At 62.0% G+C, this 14,280-nt stretch carries 12 protein-coding genes; 8 read left to right on the top strand and 4 right to left on the bottom strand.

Annotation, left to right across the window (positions count from 1 at the left end; genetic code table 11):
- Entirely contained in the window at positions 1-1,245 is a 1,245-nt protein-coding gene (locus RGR602_RS06170; RefSeq protein WP_039844388.1) for an RNA polymerase sigma factor, read from the top strand.
- Here the strand turns inward: RGR602_RS06170 and RGR602_RS06165 are convergent.
- The gene (locus RGR602_RS06165; protein WP_039844387.1) at positions 1,213-2,175 is read right to left on the bottom strand and encodes a lysylphosphatidylglycerol synthase domain-containing protein; all 963 of its coding nucleotides are present in this window, start codon (positions 2,173-2,175) and stop codon (positions 1,213-1,215) included. The genes RGR602_RS06170 and RGR602_RS06165 overlap by 33 nt on opposite strands.
- A gap of 74 nt (positions 2,176-2,249) precedes the next feature.
- On the opposite strand from RGR602_RS06165, the gene RGR602_RS06160 reads away from it, so the two are divergent.
- The gene (locus tag RGR602_RS06160) at positions 2,250-3,263 is read left to right on the top strand and encodes a glycosyltransferase family 2 protein (protein ID WP_039844386.1); all 1,014 of its coding nucleotides are present in this window, start codon (positions 2,250-2,252) and stop codon (positions 3,261-3,263) included.
- 138 nt (positions 3,264-3,401) lie between these two features.
- Positions 3,402-4,898: a glycosyltransferase family 39 protein gene (locus tag RGR602_RS06155; protein ID WP_407692049.1), complete on the top strand. Its 1,497-nt coding sequence runs from the start codon at positions 3,402-3,404 to the stop codon at positions 4,896-4,898.
- On the opposite strand, the gene RGR602_RS06150 is transcribed toward RGR602_RS06155, so the two are convergent.
- Positions 4,895-6,262: an aspartate aminotransferase family protein gene (locus RGR602_RS06150; RefSeq protein ID WP_039844385.1), complete on the bottom strand. Its 1,368-nt coding sequence runs from the start codon at positions 6,260-6,262 to the stop codon at positions 4,895-4,897. The two genes, RGR602_RS06155 and RGR602_RS06150, sit on opposite strands and share 4 nt — an antisense overlap.
- Positions 6,263-6,315: 53 nt before the next feature.
- Between RGR602_RS06150 and RGR602_RS06145 the strand changes: the two genes are divergently transcribed.
- Both RGR602_RS06145 and RGR602_RS06140 read left to right on the top strand, forming a co-directional pair.
- A complete protein-coding gene (locus RGR602_RS06145) occupies positions 6,316-7,701 on the top strand; it encodes a glutamine synthetase family protein (protein ID WP_407692040.1) in 1,386 nt (461 codons plus the stop codon).
- Between the two features lie 95 nt (positions 7,702-7,796).
- Complete coding sequence (locus RGR602_RS06140) at positions 7,797-8,663, top strand: nickel-binding protein (protein WP_052451494.1); 867 nt, start codon at positions 7,797-7,799, stop codon at positions 8,661-8,663.
- Here the strand turns inward: RGR602_RS06140 and RGR602_RS06135 are convergent.
- A complete protein-coding gene (locus tag RGR602_RS06135; RefSeq protein ID WP_039844384.1) occupies positions 8,629-9,573 on the bottom strand; it encodes a diacylglycerol/lipid kinase family protein in 945 nt (314 codons plus the stop codon). The genes RGR602_RS06140 and RGR602_RS06135 overlap by 35 nt on opposite strands.
- A 314-nt stretch (positions 9,574-9,887) precedes the next feature.
- Here RGR602_RS06135 and RGR602_RS06130 point away from each other — a divergent pair, with 314 nt between their 5' ends.
- Positions 9,888-11,105: an MFS transporter gene (locus RGR602_RS06130; RefSeq protein ID WP_039846684.1), complete on the top strand. Its 1,218-nt coding sequence runs from the start codon at positions 9,888-9,890 to the stop codon at positions 11,103-11,105.
- Here RGR602_RS06130 and RGR602_RS06125 read toward each other — a convergent pair.
- Positions 11,076-11,468: a winged helix-turn-helix transcriptional regulator gene (locus RGR602_RS06125; RefSeq protein WP_039844383.1), complete on the bottom strand. Its 393-nt coding sequence runs from the start codon at positions 11,466-11,468 to the stop codon at positions 11,076-11,078. The genes RGR602_RS06130 and RGR602_RS06125 overlap by 30 nt on opposite strands.
- A 104-nt stretch (positions 11,469-11,572) precedes the next feature.
- Here RGR602_RS06125 and RGR602_RS06120 point away from each other — a divergent pair, with 104 nt between their 5' ends.
- Both RGR602_RS06120 and mgtE read left to right on the top strand, forming a co-directional pair.
- Positions 11,573-12,586 (top strand): zinc-binding alcohol dehydrogenase family protein, encoded by a 1,014-nt coding sequence (locus tag RGR602_RS06120; RefSeq protein ID WP_039844382.1) that lies wholly within the window; start codon positions 11,573-11,575, stop codon positions 12,584-12,586.
- A gap of 267 nt (positions 12,587-12,853) precedes the next feature.
- Positions 12,854-14,230, top strand: a complete 1,377-nt coding sequence (gene mgtE, locus RGR602_RS06115; protein WP_039844381.1) for a magnesium transporter — start codon at positions 12,854-12,856, stop codon at positions 14,228-14,230.
- Positions 14,231-14,280 lie beyond the last annotated feature (50 nt).

Genomic DNA, 14,280 nt, shown 5'->3' with positions numbered 1-14,280 from the left:
TTGGAGAAACTGATCGAGGACATCTACCGGTCGCAATCGAGACGGGTGCTGGCAACTCTCATCCGCCTGCTCGGCGATTTCGACCGGGCGGAGGAGGCCCTGCACGACGCTTTTGCGGCGGCCGCGCGCGCATGGCCACGCGATGGCGTTCCCGGCAATCCTTTTTCATGGCTCGTTTCCACCGGCCGCCACAAGGCAATCGACCATATCCGGCGGCGTTCGCGCTTCGATGCGTCGCTAAAAGACATCGAGGACAGCCTATACGGCGAGGCCGACGCTACCGAGATCGGCGACATGGAGCTTATCGGCGACGACATGCTGCGGCTGATCTTCACCTGCTGCCATCCGGCCATTCCATCCGACGCGCAGATGGCAATGGCGCTGCGCGAAGTCTGCGGCCTGACGACCGAGGAAATCGCCCACGCATTCCTCGTTCCGGCCCCGACCGTCGCACAGCGGATCGTGCGGGCAAAGATCAAGATACGTTCCGACCGCATCCCGTACGAAGTTCCGGACCTCGACGAACTGCCGGAGCGCCTCGATCGCGTGCTACACGTCATCTACCTCGTCTTCAACGAAGGGTATTCGGCTTCTTGGGGCACAGAAGTGGTACGGGCGGACCTGACGGCCGAGGCGATCCGGCTGGCGCGGCTGGTGGCGGACTTACTGCCGCACCCCGATGTCGAGGGCCTGCTGGCGCTGATGCTGCTGCAGGACTCTCGCGGGCTGGCGCGCTGCGCTGAGGACCGCAGCTTGACCCTGCTTGCAGAGCAGGACCGATCGACCTGGGATCGCAGGAAGATAGAAGAAGGCCTGGACCTTTTGCAGCGGGCGATGGAACCTAGCGAGGTCGGCCTCTACACTGTCCAGGCCGCCATCGCCGCCGAACATGCCAAGGCCGCAACGCCGCAGGCAACGGATTGGCCGCGCATCGCTGCCTATTACGATCTGCTGATTACGGCGCAGCCCTCGCCGATCGTCGAACTCAATCGCGCAGTGGCGATCGCAATGTCGGAAGGGCCGCAGAGAGGGCTTGAGATCATCGACGGCATCCTGGCATCCGGAAAGCTCGGCACCTATCACCTTGCCCATGCCGCACGCGCCGATTTCCTGCGCCAGCTCGGCCGACCGGCGGAGGCGATCACCGCCTATGAACGCGCGCTGTCCCTTTGTCAGCAGGGGCCCGAGCTGGCTTTCCTGCGCAAGAGGATATCAGAGCTGACGGCGGCGCCCGAGGGGCAGTGAGATTGCTGTTCCCGTCAAGGCGGAGACGATGATCAACAGATGTGCGTTGATGCTTGCCTGCGCCAGGGCTGCAAGCGCCGCCTTTCCGCCCGGTGCGCCCAAGGCAATGGCGCCTGCGGTAATGCCGGCGGGATAGGTGCCAACGCCGCCCGGCGCATGGACCGGCAGAACCGACGAAAGCTCGCCGCCGAGCGCGCCGCCGAAGCTCGCCGTGAGTGGCCAAACGCCCATGAGGCTGAGCGCCCAGGCGAGCACGACGACCTTCACCAGCCAGTTCACCGCCGTCATGGCCCAGGCCCGTGCGAAGGCTGAGGCATTTGCGGGCAGGCCGTTTTCGATCTCCGACAGGAAGCCTTGCGCCTTGGCGGGAAAGAGCCGGAAGCCCAAGCGAAGCAATGGCTTGCGGATCAGGAAAGCGGTGATCGGCAAGAACAGGAATGCGGCCCATAAAAACCAGGCCGGAACGGCGTTCGGGGAAGCTGCCGCAAATCCGATGCCGGCTGCGGCAAGCAGCGCGTGCAGATCGAGGAGACGCATGACAAGCAGGGCAGAGGTTGCCCGCGTCAACGCAATGCCGAATTCTGCGCGCATGAGAACCGGAAAGCTCGTCTCCCCGGTGCGAAACGGCATCATGATATTGAGCAGGTTATGGACCTGCGTCACCCGGAAAAGCGTGCCGAAACTGCCCGCCGTCTCCCGCGGGAAGTAATCGAGAATACGCCACGTCCGCAGGAAATAGGTACTGGTCAATAATGCAAGAGCGACAAGGATCGGCATCACGCCGACGGCCGCCCATTGGGCGATGATGGCCGACCATCCCCAGAACCACTCGATGAAAGATGCATAGGCTGCGACGATTACGACCGTCAGCAGTGTCATGCGATTGCGCCCGAACCAGGATTGTCGGCTGGCGCCAACAGGAGAGTTCATGTACTAGGCTTCCTGACTTCAGCGGTCAAAACGCCGCTCGACTGGCCGTCACGGCCTTTTAGGAGCAATAACAGTTGCAGACAACGTCAGAGTCGCTGCAAAGCGCAAATGATCTAACGCAGTCGCTCGAACTTTCGCTTGTGGTGCCGGTCTTCAACGAGCAAGAAAGCGTCGGCCCGCTCGTCGAACGCATCTGCGATGCGATGGTCGCCTATCCTCATCGGTGGGAGCTTATCCTGATCGATGACGGCAGTACGGATGCCACGCTCGTCAATGCCCGCAAATATCTGGGGCGTGAAGGGCTGGCGCTCAGGATCGTGGAGTTGCAGCGCAACTTCGGCCAGACCGCGGCGATGCAGGCCGGCATCGACACGGCGCAAGGCCGGCTGATTGCAACGATGGACGGCGACCTGCAGAATGATCCGAAAGACATTCCTTCGATGATTTCCGAACTCGAGCGCCGTGAACTCGATCTCCTGGTCGGCTGGCGCAAGAACCGCAAGGACGGCCTGCTGCTGCGCAAGATTCCCTCATGGTGCGCCAACTATCTGATCGGCCGCATCACCGGCGTGAAGCTGCACGACTATGGCTGCAGCCTGAAGATCTACCGCGCCTCCATCATCAAGCAGGTGAAGCTGATGGGCGAAATGCACCGCTTCATCCCCGCCTGGGTCGCCGGCGTCGTCCCGAGTTCGCGCATCGGCGAAGTGGCCGTCACGCACCATGCTCGCCAGCACGGCCAGTCGAAATACGGCATCTCGCGAACCTTCCGCGTTATCCTCGACCTGCTGTCGGTGATGTTCTTCATGCGCTACAAGGCGCGGCCTGGCCATTTCTTCGGCTCGCTCGGCCTTGGCCTTGGAGCGCTCGCAACGCTGATCCTGCTTTACCTGTTCTTCGACAAGTTCATTCTGGGCAACGATATCGGTACCCGTCCGATGCTCATGGTCGGCGTCGTGCTGCTGCTCTCGTCCGTGCAGTTGATCACGACTGGCATTCTGGCCGAGATGATTGCCCGCACCTACTATCGCGACGACGCTTCGCCTAATTACATCGTGCGGCAGATTTTCGATGGAAGCGACGTTTGAGAGGCGGCGGGAAAGCTCGCTGCGGCATCGAACCGGACGCGATCGGCTCACTGGCGCTCCCGTACCCCCTCGGCAAGAGCGGCAACACCTTTGCGCTTGGCTATGTCTGGTTTGAACGGAAATGAAATGAACGTGGACGTGGACAAGGCCCGCAACGTCGACATGCGGTGGTTTTTCGCTGTGCTTGCCGCATATTTTCTCATACAGGTCGCCGTTCGCGTGGCGATGCCGCCGACACTCGGGCTCGACGAAGCCGAGCAGGCCTTCCGCTCGCAATGGCTTGCCGCCGGTTATGGCCCGCAGCCGCCTTTCTATAACTGGCTGCAATATGCCGCCTTTTCGATTAGCGGTGTCTCGCTGCTTTCGCTTGCCGTCGTCAAGAATGCGCTGCTCTTCACATCCTACGTTATTTACGGCCTGACGGCACGGATGATCCTGAAGAACAGCGTGCTGGCGGTGGTCGCAACGCTCGGACTCCTGACGCTTCCGCAGGTCGCATTCGAAATGCAGCGCGACCTGACCCATACGGTCGCGGTGTTTTTCGCCGGCTGCGTCTTCCTCTACGGATTTATCCGATCGCTCAAGAAGCCGGATGTGCTCTCATATCTCGTGACCGGCATCGGCATCGGCATCGGCCTGCTGTCCAAATACAATTTCGCCCTTCTGCCCGCTTCGGCGCTCTTGGCGGCACTGCTCGATCCGCAGATGCGCAAGCGCGTCTTCGACTGGCGCATGGCCTTGACCGCAATCACCGCCCTCGTCATCGCACTACCGCATCTCTTCTGGCTGAAGGACAATCTCGGTTTCGCAACGGCCCGGACACTGAAAAAGCTGACCGACGGCGGCAATGCGAGCTACGTCGTGCAGGTCGCCATGGGTTCAGGGTTGCTCGTTCTGGCAGTGATTGGCTTTTGCGCGGTCACGTTGCTTGTCTTCGCGTTCGCGTTCGGCAAGCCGTTTCTCTCGGCCGTCTCCGGCAGGTCGCAGTGGACACAGCTCCTTGAGCGCATTATGCTTTTTTCCATCCTTGGCATCCTGCTTCTCGTCATTTTCGGCGGAGCGGCCCATATCAAGGATCGCTGGCTGGTGCCGCTCTTCTTCATCTTCCCGCTTTATCTTTGCCTGAAGATCGAGGCATCGAATGTTGCGGTTTCAAATCCATTGCGCCGCCTCGTACCGGTCGTTGCGATAATCATGATCGCCGTTCCGACTATTCTCTTCGGACGCATTGCAGCTGCCACTTTGAACGGCGATTACGAGCGTTTGAACGTTCCCTACGCCCAGCTCGCAGCAGCGCTCCGGCAACAGGGCGAGCCTGCCGCTATTCTCGCGGAAGGCAGCCTGCTTGCGGGGAATTTGCGGAAGGACTTTGTTCCGGCGACCGTGATTTCGACGGACTATCCAGGGTTCAAGCCTACGGTCTCGATCTCGAAGGAGCGCCCGCTACTCGTGGTCTGGCAGCTGAGCACTGCACAAGGCAATGCCCTGCCCGCCAAAGCGGCCGAGTGGCTAAGATCGGTGCCGGAGCTCGGCAGTATCGCGCCCGAGGTTTCGACGATCGAGGTTCCGTATTACTACGCCCGCAACAGCGATTCCTATCGTTTCGGCTACGCGTGGGTCGCGCCCGCGGATTAGATTTTCAGTTCCTTCCACGCCGCATCCAGCGCGATCCTCGCGATCCGCGCCATCTCGTCCACCTCATCATGAGTGATGACAAGTGGCGGAGACGCCAGCATGCGGTCGCCGGTGGCCCGCAGCACGAGGCCGTTCGCGAGTGCATGGTTGCGGACGAGCGCTCCGACCGCGTCCGCCTTTTCGAATCGGGTGCGCGTCTTCTTATCGGCAGTGAGCTGCAGGCCGCCCATCAGGCCGATGCTCACCGCTTCGCCAACGAGGTCATGGTCGCCGAGAGCGCCCCAGGCTTTGGCAAAGTAAGGACCGATGTCGCCGCGGACACGCTCGACCAGCTTTTCGTCCTCGATGATGCGCAGGTTCTCCAGCGCCGCGGCAGCGCAGACCGGATGGCCGGAATAGGTGAAGCCGTGGTTGAAGTCGCCGACCTCGTTGATCAGCACATCAGCGATGCGAGCGCTGACCAAAACGCCGCCGATCGGCAGGTAGCCCGATGAGAGACCCTTGGCGATCGGCGCCATGTCGGGCTCGACGCCGAAATGCTGATGACCGAACCATTCGCCGAGACGGCCGAAGCCGCAGATGACTTCGTCGGCAACGAGCAGGATGTTGCGCGCCTTGCAGATGCGGTCGATCTCCGGCCAATAGGTATTAGGCGGGATGATGACGCCCGCCGCACCCTGCACCGGCTCTGCGACGAAAGCGGCGACATTCTCCTCGCCGAGCTCATCGATCGCAGCCTCCAGTTCGCGGGCCACCTTAAGGCCGAATTCGGCGAGCGAGAGGTCGCCGCCCTCGCCGTACCAATATGGCTGGCCGATATGAATGATGCCGGGAATCGGCAGGTCGCCCTGCTCGTGCATATATTTCATGCCGCCGAGGCTGGCACCGGCAACCGTCGAGCCGTGGTAGCCGTTCTTGCGGGCGATCACGATCCTCTTCGAAGGCTTGCCGACCGCACTCCAATAGACGCGCGCCATGCGGAACCAGGTATCGTTGGCCTCTGAGCCGGAGCCGGTGAAGAAGACATGGTTGAAGCGCGGGCCGGCATGCGCTGTTACCTTTTCCGCAAGCAGCGTCGTCGGCGTGCTCGTGGTGCCGAAGAAGGTGTTGTAGTAAGGCAGCTCGTTCATCTGCCGCGCGACGGCATCGGTGATTTCCTTGCGGGCGTAGCCGATATTGACGCACCAGAGCCCGGCAAAACCATCCAGATACTTCTTGCCGTGGTTGTCAAAGATGTAGACGCCCTCGCCGCGCTGGATGATGCGCGTGCCGTCGGCATTCAGCTTCTTCATGTCGGAAAAGGGATGCAGATGGTGGGCGGCATCGATGGCGGCGAGATTTGAGCGCTGGTAAGTATCGGACATGATTCGCAAAACACCTGCGGAGATTGAAAGGGCCGTCTCAATGAGCTACGACCTTGGCCTTGTCCGAGGGGATTTTCAAGATCATGACGGCCGACATCGTCCATGGCAAAGCTGCGACAGGCGAACCGAGGATCGAAATCCTGCTGGTCGGCATGAACGGGGATTTGCGCGGCAAGCAGATCCCGCTGGATGCCCAGAAGAAAATCTGGGAAGGCGAGGTGCGTCTCCCCTGCTCGACGCAGTCGCTCGATATCTGGGGCGACGATAATGACGACATCACCGGCCTGTCGCTGACGATTGGCGATCCGGACGGCAATTGCATCGCCGACGAGCGCAGCCTTGCGCCGATGCCCTGGGCGGCGCCGGAAGGCTCCATGCAGGTGCTGGCGACGATGCACGAATTCGACGGCAGCCCGAGCTTCATGGATCCGCGAGCGATCCTCGCAGCGGTGCTGAAGCGCTACGAAGAGCGCGGCCTCACGCCGGTCGTCGCGACGGAACTCGAATTCTATGTGATGGAACAGGACTGGCGCGATACCGGCCGTCCCTCGCCGCCGAAAAGCCTCACCTATCGCGGCGAGCCGAACGGTTTCCAGCTCTACGACATGAGCGCCGTCGATGCGCTCGACGATTACCTGCAGACGGTGCGTGCCTATGCCAAGGCGCAGAACCTGCCTGCGGAGGCGACGACGGCCGAGTTCGGACCCGGGCAGTTCGAAATCAACCTGCTGCATCGGCCAGATGCCTTGGCCGCCGCCGACGACTGCATTTACCTGAAGCGCATCGCCGAACAGGCCGCACGCAAGCACGGCCTCAAATCGACTTGCATGGCCAAGCCCTATTCCGAACATGCCGGCTCCGGCCTGCATGTGCATGCGAGCGTCGTCGACAGGCAGGGCCGCAATATACTCGATGCAAAGGGCGGCGAGCCGAAGCGGCTGAAATCCGCCTGCGCCGGAATGCTGAACACGATGCGCGAGGCGCAGCTGATCTTTGCGCCTTTCGCCAATTCCTACCGCCGCTTCCAGCCGCGTTCCTTTGCCCCCATCGACCTCACTTGGGGAACCGGCCATCGCGGCACGGCGATCCGCATCCCGGATACGTACGGGCCGGCAGCGCGCATCGAACATCGCGTCGCCGGCGCTGATGCCAATCCTTACCTGCTGCTTTCCGCCATCCTCGGCGGCATGCTGCTTGGCCTCGACGACGATCTCGACCCCGGCGTGGAGACGACGCCGTCGCATGTGCCGGAAAACACAGCGCGGCTGACGCACGATTTTCTAACGGCGGTGGAAGCCTTTCGCGCATCGCCCTTCATCGCCGATATCTTCGGCGAGCGCTATCAGAAACTCTACGGCGACACCAAATACAAGGAAGCCATCACCTATCTGCGCACGGTCTCGGACTTCGACTACCAGACCTATCTGCCGCGCGTCTAGGGCCTGCCGGCAGCCATCTCAAAGGTGGACCGGGCGGTGTCCAAGTCGTAGAATGAACCGTCCTGTAAGCGGAGGTTTCCGAAAGGAGCGCGCAAATGGCTATCTTCATGGACCGGCATGAACTCACGGGAACCACAGCCGCCGACGTTGCCGAGGCCCATCGCAGGGATCTCGAAATTCAGGACCGCTACGGTGTCAAGTTCCTCACCTACTGGTTCGACCAGCGGCGCGGGACCGCATTTTGCCTGGTGGACGCGCCAGACGCGGAAACCGCTCAATGCGTGCACCGTGAAGCCCATGGCTTCGTCGCCGGCGAGGTTGTCGAGGTCGCGTTGTCGGCGGTCGAGGCGTTTCTTGGCCGAATTCACGACCCCGAGCCGGCGCCAGGACAGGCCTCAGGTGAGATGGATTCCGGCCACCGCGCCATCCTGTTCACCGACATCGTCGGCTCGACCGCGATGACGTCGCGCCTTGGCGACCGCATGGCGACCGAACTGGTCAGGGCGCATGACTCGATCGTGCACAGATGCCTCAGCCACTCCTCAGGCCGCGAGGTGAAGCATACCGGCGACGGCATCATGGCGACATTCGCCTCGACGGCCGCAGCAGTCGATTGCGCCAGGACGATCCAGCAGGAATTCAAACGTTACAACCGCGGAAACCCCGAGCCGATTCATGTTCGCATCGGACTGGATTGCGGCGAGCCCGTCGAGGACAGCAACGACCTGTTCGGCTCCACTGTGCAGCTTGCAGCACGCCTGTGCGCGGCCGCCTCCGGCGATCATATCCTCGTGTCGGAGAATATTTTTCGGGAGTACGGCACCGCTGATCTTTTCACGCATGCGACGCGGCGGCGATTGAAAGGATTTTCGAAGCCCGTGCTGGCATTCCAATGCGACTGGGCGGATGCTGGCGTGAAGAGGCAAGCTAAGCCGCAGGCTCCCGCCGCTCGGCCTCATTGACCTGCGCGGCAAGGCCCTGCTTGACCAGCACCTTCAGCTCTTCGGGATGCAGCTTGATGGCAATGTCGCGTTCGAGCGGCAAAAGCTCGCCGTCCATGACGCAATTGGCCTTTGCCCTCAGCTTCGGGAAATGCAGATGTACTTCGGCCGGATGCATCACCATCACGTCGGCATTTTCGCGCACCTTGCCCCGCAGCATATCGACGGCAAGACGGGCGACGCCGATCGGCTTCAGCGGTTTTGCGGTGTAAAAGCCAAGCTCGCCGCTGCGCAGGTTATCGGCGTAAAGAAGCGCGTTCTCGCCGAAGGGATTGTTGGAGACCGAAACGGCCGATACGCGGCGCGTCTCGCGCACGCCGAGCGCCTGGAATTCGACTTCGAATTCCGGCGGGTTGAGCACTACGCCGAAGGCTGCGCGGACGCTGGCGCGCATCTTGCCGAAACGGGAGCGATAGGTGAAGGAGTTGCGGTATCGCACCATGCGCGCATGAAGCCCTGCCGAGAACTGATGGATAAAGGGCCGGCCGTTGGCGCTAGCAATGTCGACATGATCGACCTCGCCGGTGGCCAACACATCCAGCGCCTGCCAGATATCGAGCGGCACTTTCAGCGAGCGGGCAAAGAGGTTCATGGTTCCGGCCGGGACGACACCGAGGGCGACGCCGTTCTTCCAGGCAATCGAGGCCGCTGCCGAAATCGTGCCGTCACCGCCGCCCGCGACGATGCCGTCGATATCGTCGCGCCGGGCGGCCCGCTCCATCGCGGGAACGATCTCCTTGCCGGAAAAGACGATGGCCTCGAAGTCATGTCCGGCTTCTCGGAAGGTCGCCTCTGCCCGCTTTTCGTAGGCCTCCATATCGGTGGTGCGGAAGGTACCACCGTCTTTATTGAAAAAACCTACAAGCTTCATCAGGCGTGCCGTTCCTCGCGTCGTGGCGTCTCAGTCAGTGCCCCTTAAGATGGTTGGACCCTCTTCGTTTTCAAGCGCGGCATGCACTGTGACCGACGTAACTGCGAGGCGTCCAAGAGCAAATATTGCAATGCGCGTATGCGCATAGCAGGACGCTGCACTGCGAAAAATGCACTCGACGCTGACGGTGCAATCACCCATGATTTCAATGATGGAGACTCTTGATCTCCGTCTCCCGCCATAAAACGGCCGACCTCCGCCTCAGCGCCCGCAATTCGGATGGTTTGCCCTGCAGACATGCCTCAGGAGCTCGCGTGAGCCAGATCGCCGTAGACGATTCCATCGATTCCGCTCCGGCTTGCGAAGCCCTTTCGCCGATGGCGATCGCCCTGGTGCAGCTGGCGCTCGCCTGCGGCGGCTTCGGGATCGGCACCGGCGAATTCGCCATCATGGGCCTGCTGCCGAATGTGGCGGACACGTTTTCGGTCACGACCCCGCAGGCGGGTTACGTCATCAGCGCCTATGCGCTCGGGGTCGTCATCGGCGCACCGGTGATCGCGGTCCTCGCCGCCAAGATGACACGCCGCTCACTGCTTCTGCTGTTGATGGGCATTTTCGCGGTCGGCAACATCTTGAGCGCACTGGCCCCAACCTTCGAGATCTTCACCGTGATGCGCTTCATCACCGGCCTGCCGCACGGCGCCTATTTCGGCGTCGCGGCGATTGTCGCTGCTTCGATGGTGCCGGTGCACAAGCGAGCGCGAACCGTCGGCCGGGTGATGCTCGGTCTGACGATTGCAACCCTGCTCGGCACGCCACTCGCTACCTTCTTCGGTCAGTCGCTCGACTGGCGCGCAGCCTTCACCTCCGTCGGCGTCATCGGCCTCGTGACCGTGGCGCTCATCTGGTACTACGTGCCGCGCGACCAGGTCGCGGACGGTGCCAGCTTCCTGCGCGAGCTCGGCGCCTTCAAGCGTCCGCAGGTGCTCTTGACGCTCGGCATCGCAGCCGTCGGCTATGGCGGCATGTTCGCTATGTTCAGCTATATCGCCGGTACCACCGTGAAGGTCGCGATGCTGCCGGAGAGCATGGTTGCCGTTATGATGGTCCTTTTCGGCGTCGGCATGAATGCCGGCAACATCGTCGGCTCATGGCTCGCCGACAAATCGATCATGGGAACGATCGGCGGCTCGCTGGTCTTCAACATCGTCGTGCTGACGCTGTTTTCACTGACGGCATCTAGCCCCATTATGCTGGCGATCTGCGTGTTCCTCGTCGGCTGCGGCTTTGCGGCCGGTCCTGCGCTGCAAACCCGGCTGATGGACGTCGCCGCCGATGCGCAAACGCTTGCCGCCGCCTCGAACCACTCTGCCTTCAACATCGCCAATGCACTCGGCGCCTGGCTCGGCGGCCTTGTGATCGCCTGGAACTACGGCTTTGCGGCGACGGGTTATGTCGGCGCCGTGCTGTCCTTGTTCGGCCTCTTCGTCTACGCCGCGTCGCTACGCCTGGAGCGCAGCCGGCGCGCATGAAGGATCGCGCAGTTCGTGGCCTTCCGGGCGGCAGAAGACATATTCTTCGCCCCAGGCCGCCAGTGCGCGGATGACCGGCTTCAGCGTGTCGCCAAGCGGCGTCAGCGCATATTCCACACGCGGCGGCACGACTGGATAGACCGTGCGCGAGACGAGGCCGGAGCCTTCCAGTTCCCGCAGCTGCTTGGTCAGCATGCGCTGTGTCACCGCCGGCAGCTTCCGGCGCAATTCGTTGAAGCGCAACGTTCCGTCCATGAGGTGGAACAGAATGACGCCTTTCCATTTTCCATCAAGATAGCTCAGCGTCGCCTCGACCGGACAGCCGGGGAAATTCTTCGTCAGCTTGGCGCGGGGCAACGACATTTTTACAGTATCCTTTTTGGTACTATGTACAGAATTTGTGCATTCTTGCACTCTTTGAACATAAGACGCATCTAGCCTCCATGCAACGAACAGTGGAGGTTTCCATGCGCGCCGTCGCCTACAAGGTCCCGCAGCCCATTTCCGCCGAGACATCGCTGATCGATGTCGACCTGCCCGTTCCCAAGGCGACCGGACATGACCTGCTCGTCGAGATCAAGGCCGTCTCCGTCAATCCGGTCGATGTGAAAGTGCGTGTACATTCGGCACCACCGGCAGGTGAAGTGAAGGTTCTCGGCTGGGACGCAGCCGGCATCGTCAAGGCCGTGGGTCCGGATGTCACGCTCTTCAAGCCCGGAGACGAGGTGTACTATGCCGGTGCGATCGATCGCCCGGGCTCGAACGCAGAATTCCATCTCGTTGACGAGCGTATCGTTGGGCGAAAGCCGAAGAGCCTCGATTTCGCGGCCGCCGCCGCACTGCCGCTGACTTCGATCACCGCCTATGAAGCACTGTTCGACCGATTGAAGATTCACGACGCGGTGCCGGGCGCTGCTCGCGCTCTCCTCGTCATCGGCGGTGCCGGCGGCGTCGGCTCGATTGCCATCCAGATCGCCCGGGCGCTGACCGATCTGACAGTCATCGCAACCGCCTCCCGTCCCGAAACACAGGTCTGGGTGAAGGAACTTGGCGCGCACCACGTCGTCGATCACTCGAAGCCGATCGCCCCGCAGGTTGCGGCTCTCGGCATCGGGGCTCCCGGCTTCATCTTCTCGACAACCAACACCGACAGCCACATCCCCGACATCGTCGAGGCGATCGCACCGCAGGGCCGTTTCGCGCTGATCGACGATCCGAAGTCCCTCGACGTCGTGCCCTTCAAGCGCAAGGCCGTTTCGGTGCATTGGGAGCTGATGTTCACACGGCCGCTCTTTTCGACGCCCGATATGATCGAGCAGCATAACCTCCTCAACAAGGTGTCGGAGCTTGTCGATGCCGGCAATATCCGCACGACACTCAGCGAAATCGTCGGTGCGATCAATGCCGCCAATATGAAGAAGGCGCATTCGATGGTCGAGAGCGGCAGGATGAAGGGCAAGGCAGTACTCGCCGGCTTCTGACCAGCATCGATAATCCACGCATATTGCCGCACCCCGTGTGCGCCATTGTACTCACAAACCAACGCCGCTTGACTTTTCTCGATCGGAGGAGCAGGTCTTACGGCACGCGGATGACAGCCCTTTTCCGCGGAAAATCAACGGAGCCAACCCGATGCCAAGCGACAGTAGCAGTCGATTGCCCTTGCCGTACGCGGCCGCCGTGCGCTGACCGACTCCTGTCGGGCTCGCCCGCCGGACGCTGCGGCGGATCGACGGAAAGGCGAGCCAGTGAACATCAATCGCTTCCCCCTGCGGGCAGGCCATGCTGCCCGTTTCTTCACCCACGACAGCCTCGGAGCGGTCACCACCGCAGAGCGCGTCGAGCGTCTCAACATACTCGACATCCCGGAGGCAGCGGCCGTCCTCACCACGCTTCCGCAGCAGAAGGCCGTCCGCATTCTCGCCAGGCCGGAGCTGCACAACGCTGCCGCAATCCTCGCCGAGATGCCGGTCGAGCATGCCGCGCGGCTGCTCAACGCCACCGCAAACGATCGTGTCGCCGATCTCTTCCATGAATTGGACGAGGATTCCCGCGCGATCCTCTTTACAAAGCTCGACCGCACGACAGCGCTCGCCGTCAAGCACCTGATGGGCTATCCGCCGCGCACGGCCGGCAGCATCATGACGACTGAGTTCGTCAGCGTGCCGGACGCCTGGACCGTTGCCGAGACGCTCGACCATGTTCGCCAGGTCGAGCGCTCGCGCGAGACGGTCTATGCGATCTACGTCCTCGACGCGGCAACGCAGCGGCTGACCAATGTCGTGACACTGCGCCGCCTCATCACCGGCGAACCGCAGGCTTCGGTTTTCTCCGTCGCGCACAAGGGCGGCCTCGTTCGCTGCGATCCGCTGATGACGCAGGAGGACGTCGCCCGGCTGATCCGCAAGCATAATCTGCTGGCGCTGCCGGTCGTCAGCGACGACGGCCACATGCTCGGCATCGTCACCGTCGATGACGTTATCGACACGATGATCGCGGATACGACCGAGGACGCCCAGAAGTTCGGCGGTATGGAAGCCCTCGGCAAGCCTTACATGAAGATCGGCTTTTTCGGCATGATCCGCAAACGGGCCGGCTGGCTTTCGGCCCTTTTCCTCGGCGAGATGCTGACGGCAAGCGCCATGCAGTATTTCGAAGGGGAGTTGGAGAAGGCGATCGTGCTGACGCTCTTCGTCCCTCTCATCATGAGCTCGGGCGGCAATTCCGGATCGCAGGCGACGTCGCTCATCATTCGTGCCCTGGCGCTCGGCGAGCTCAAGCTTTCGGATTGGTGGCGCGTGCTCTTGCACGAGTTGCCGACCGGTGTCGTGCTTGGCACCATCCTCGGGCTCGTCGGCTTCGGCCGCATCGTGCTGTGGCAGAAAATCGGCCTCTACGACTACGGCGAGCATTGGCTGCTCGTCGGCCTCACCGTCTTCGCCGCGCTGATCGGCATCGTCACCTTCGGCTCGCTCTGCGGCTCGATGCTGCCGTTCCTGCTGCAAAGGCTTCGCCTGGACCCCGCCAGCGCGTCGGCACCGTTCGTCGCGACGCTGGTCGACGTGACCGGCCTGGTGATCTACTTCTCCGTGGCCCTGCTCATCCTTAGCGGGACGTTGCTTTAGGCAGGCTATTTTCCTTCTTCTGGCAAAGAAGGGGACTGGGTGGCTCGTCC

The organism is Rhizobium gallicum bv. gallicum R602sp, assembly GCF_000816845.1.
GTDB lineage: Bacteria > Pseudomonadota > Alphaproteobacteria > Rhizobiales > Rhizobiaceae > Rhizobium > Rhizobium gallicum.
The sequence above is the reverse complement of the archived record's forward strand: the minus strand, read 5'-3'. Positions and strand labels throughout refer to the sequence as shown.

Excerpts from the sequence above, each read along its gene's own strand:
- RGR602_RS06125 (WP_039844383.1), bottom strand. The coding sequence starts at position 11,468 with ATGTCGTTGCCCCGCGCCAAGCTGACGAAGAATTTCCCCGGCTGTCCG.
- RGR602_RS06140 (WP_052451494.1), top strand. The coding sequence starts at position 7,797 with ATGGCTATCTTCATGGACCGGCATGAACTCACGGGAACCACAGCCGCC.
- RGR602_RS06120 (WP_039844382.1), top strand. The coding sequence starts at position 11,573 with ATGCGCGCCGTCGCCTACAAGGTCCCGCAGCCCATTTCCGCCGAGACA.
- RGR602_RS06135 (WP_039844384.1), bottom strand. The coding sequence starts at position 9,573 with ATGAAGCTTGTAGGTTTTTTCAATAAAGACGGTGGTACCTTCCGCACC.
- RGR602_RS06165 (WP_039844387.1), bottom strand. The coding sequence starts at position 2,175 with ATGAACTCTCCTGTTGGCGCCAGCCGACAATCCTGGTTCGGGCGCAAT.
- RGR602_RS06150 (WP_039844385.1), bottom strand. The coding sequence starts at position 6,262 with ATGTCCGATACTTACCAGCGCTCAAATCTCGCCGCCATCGATGCCGCC.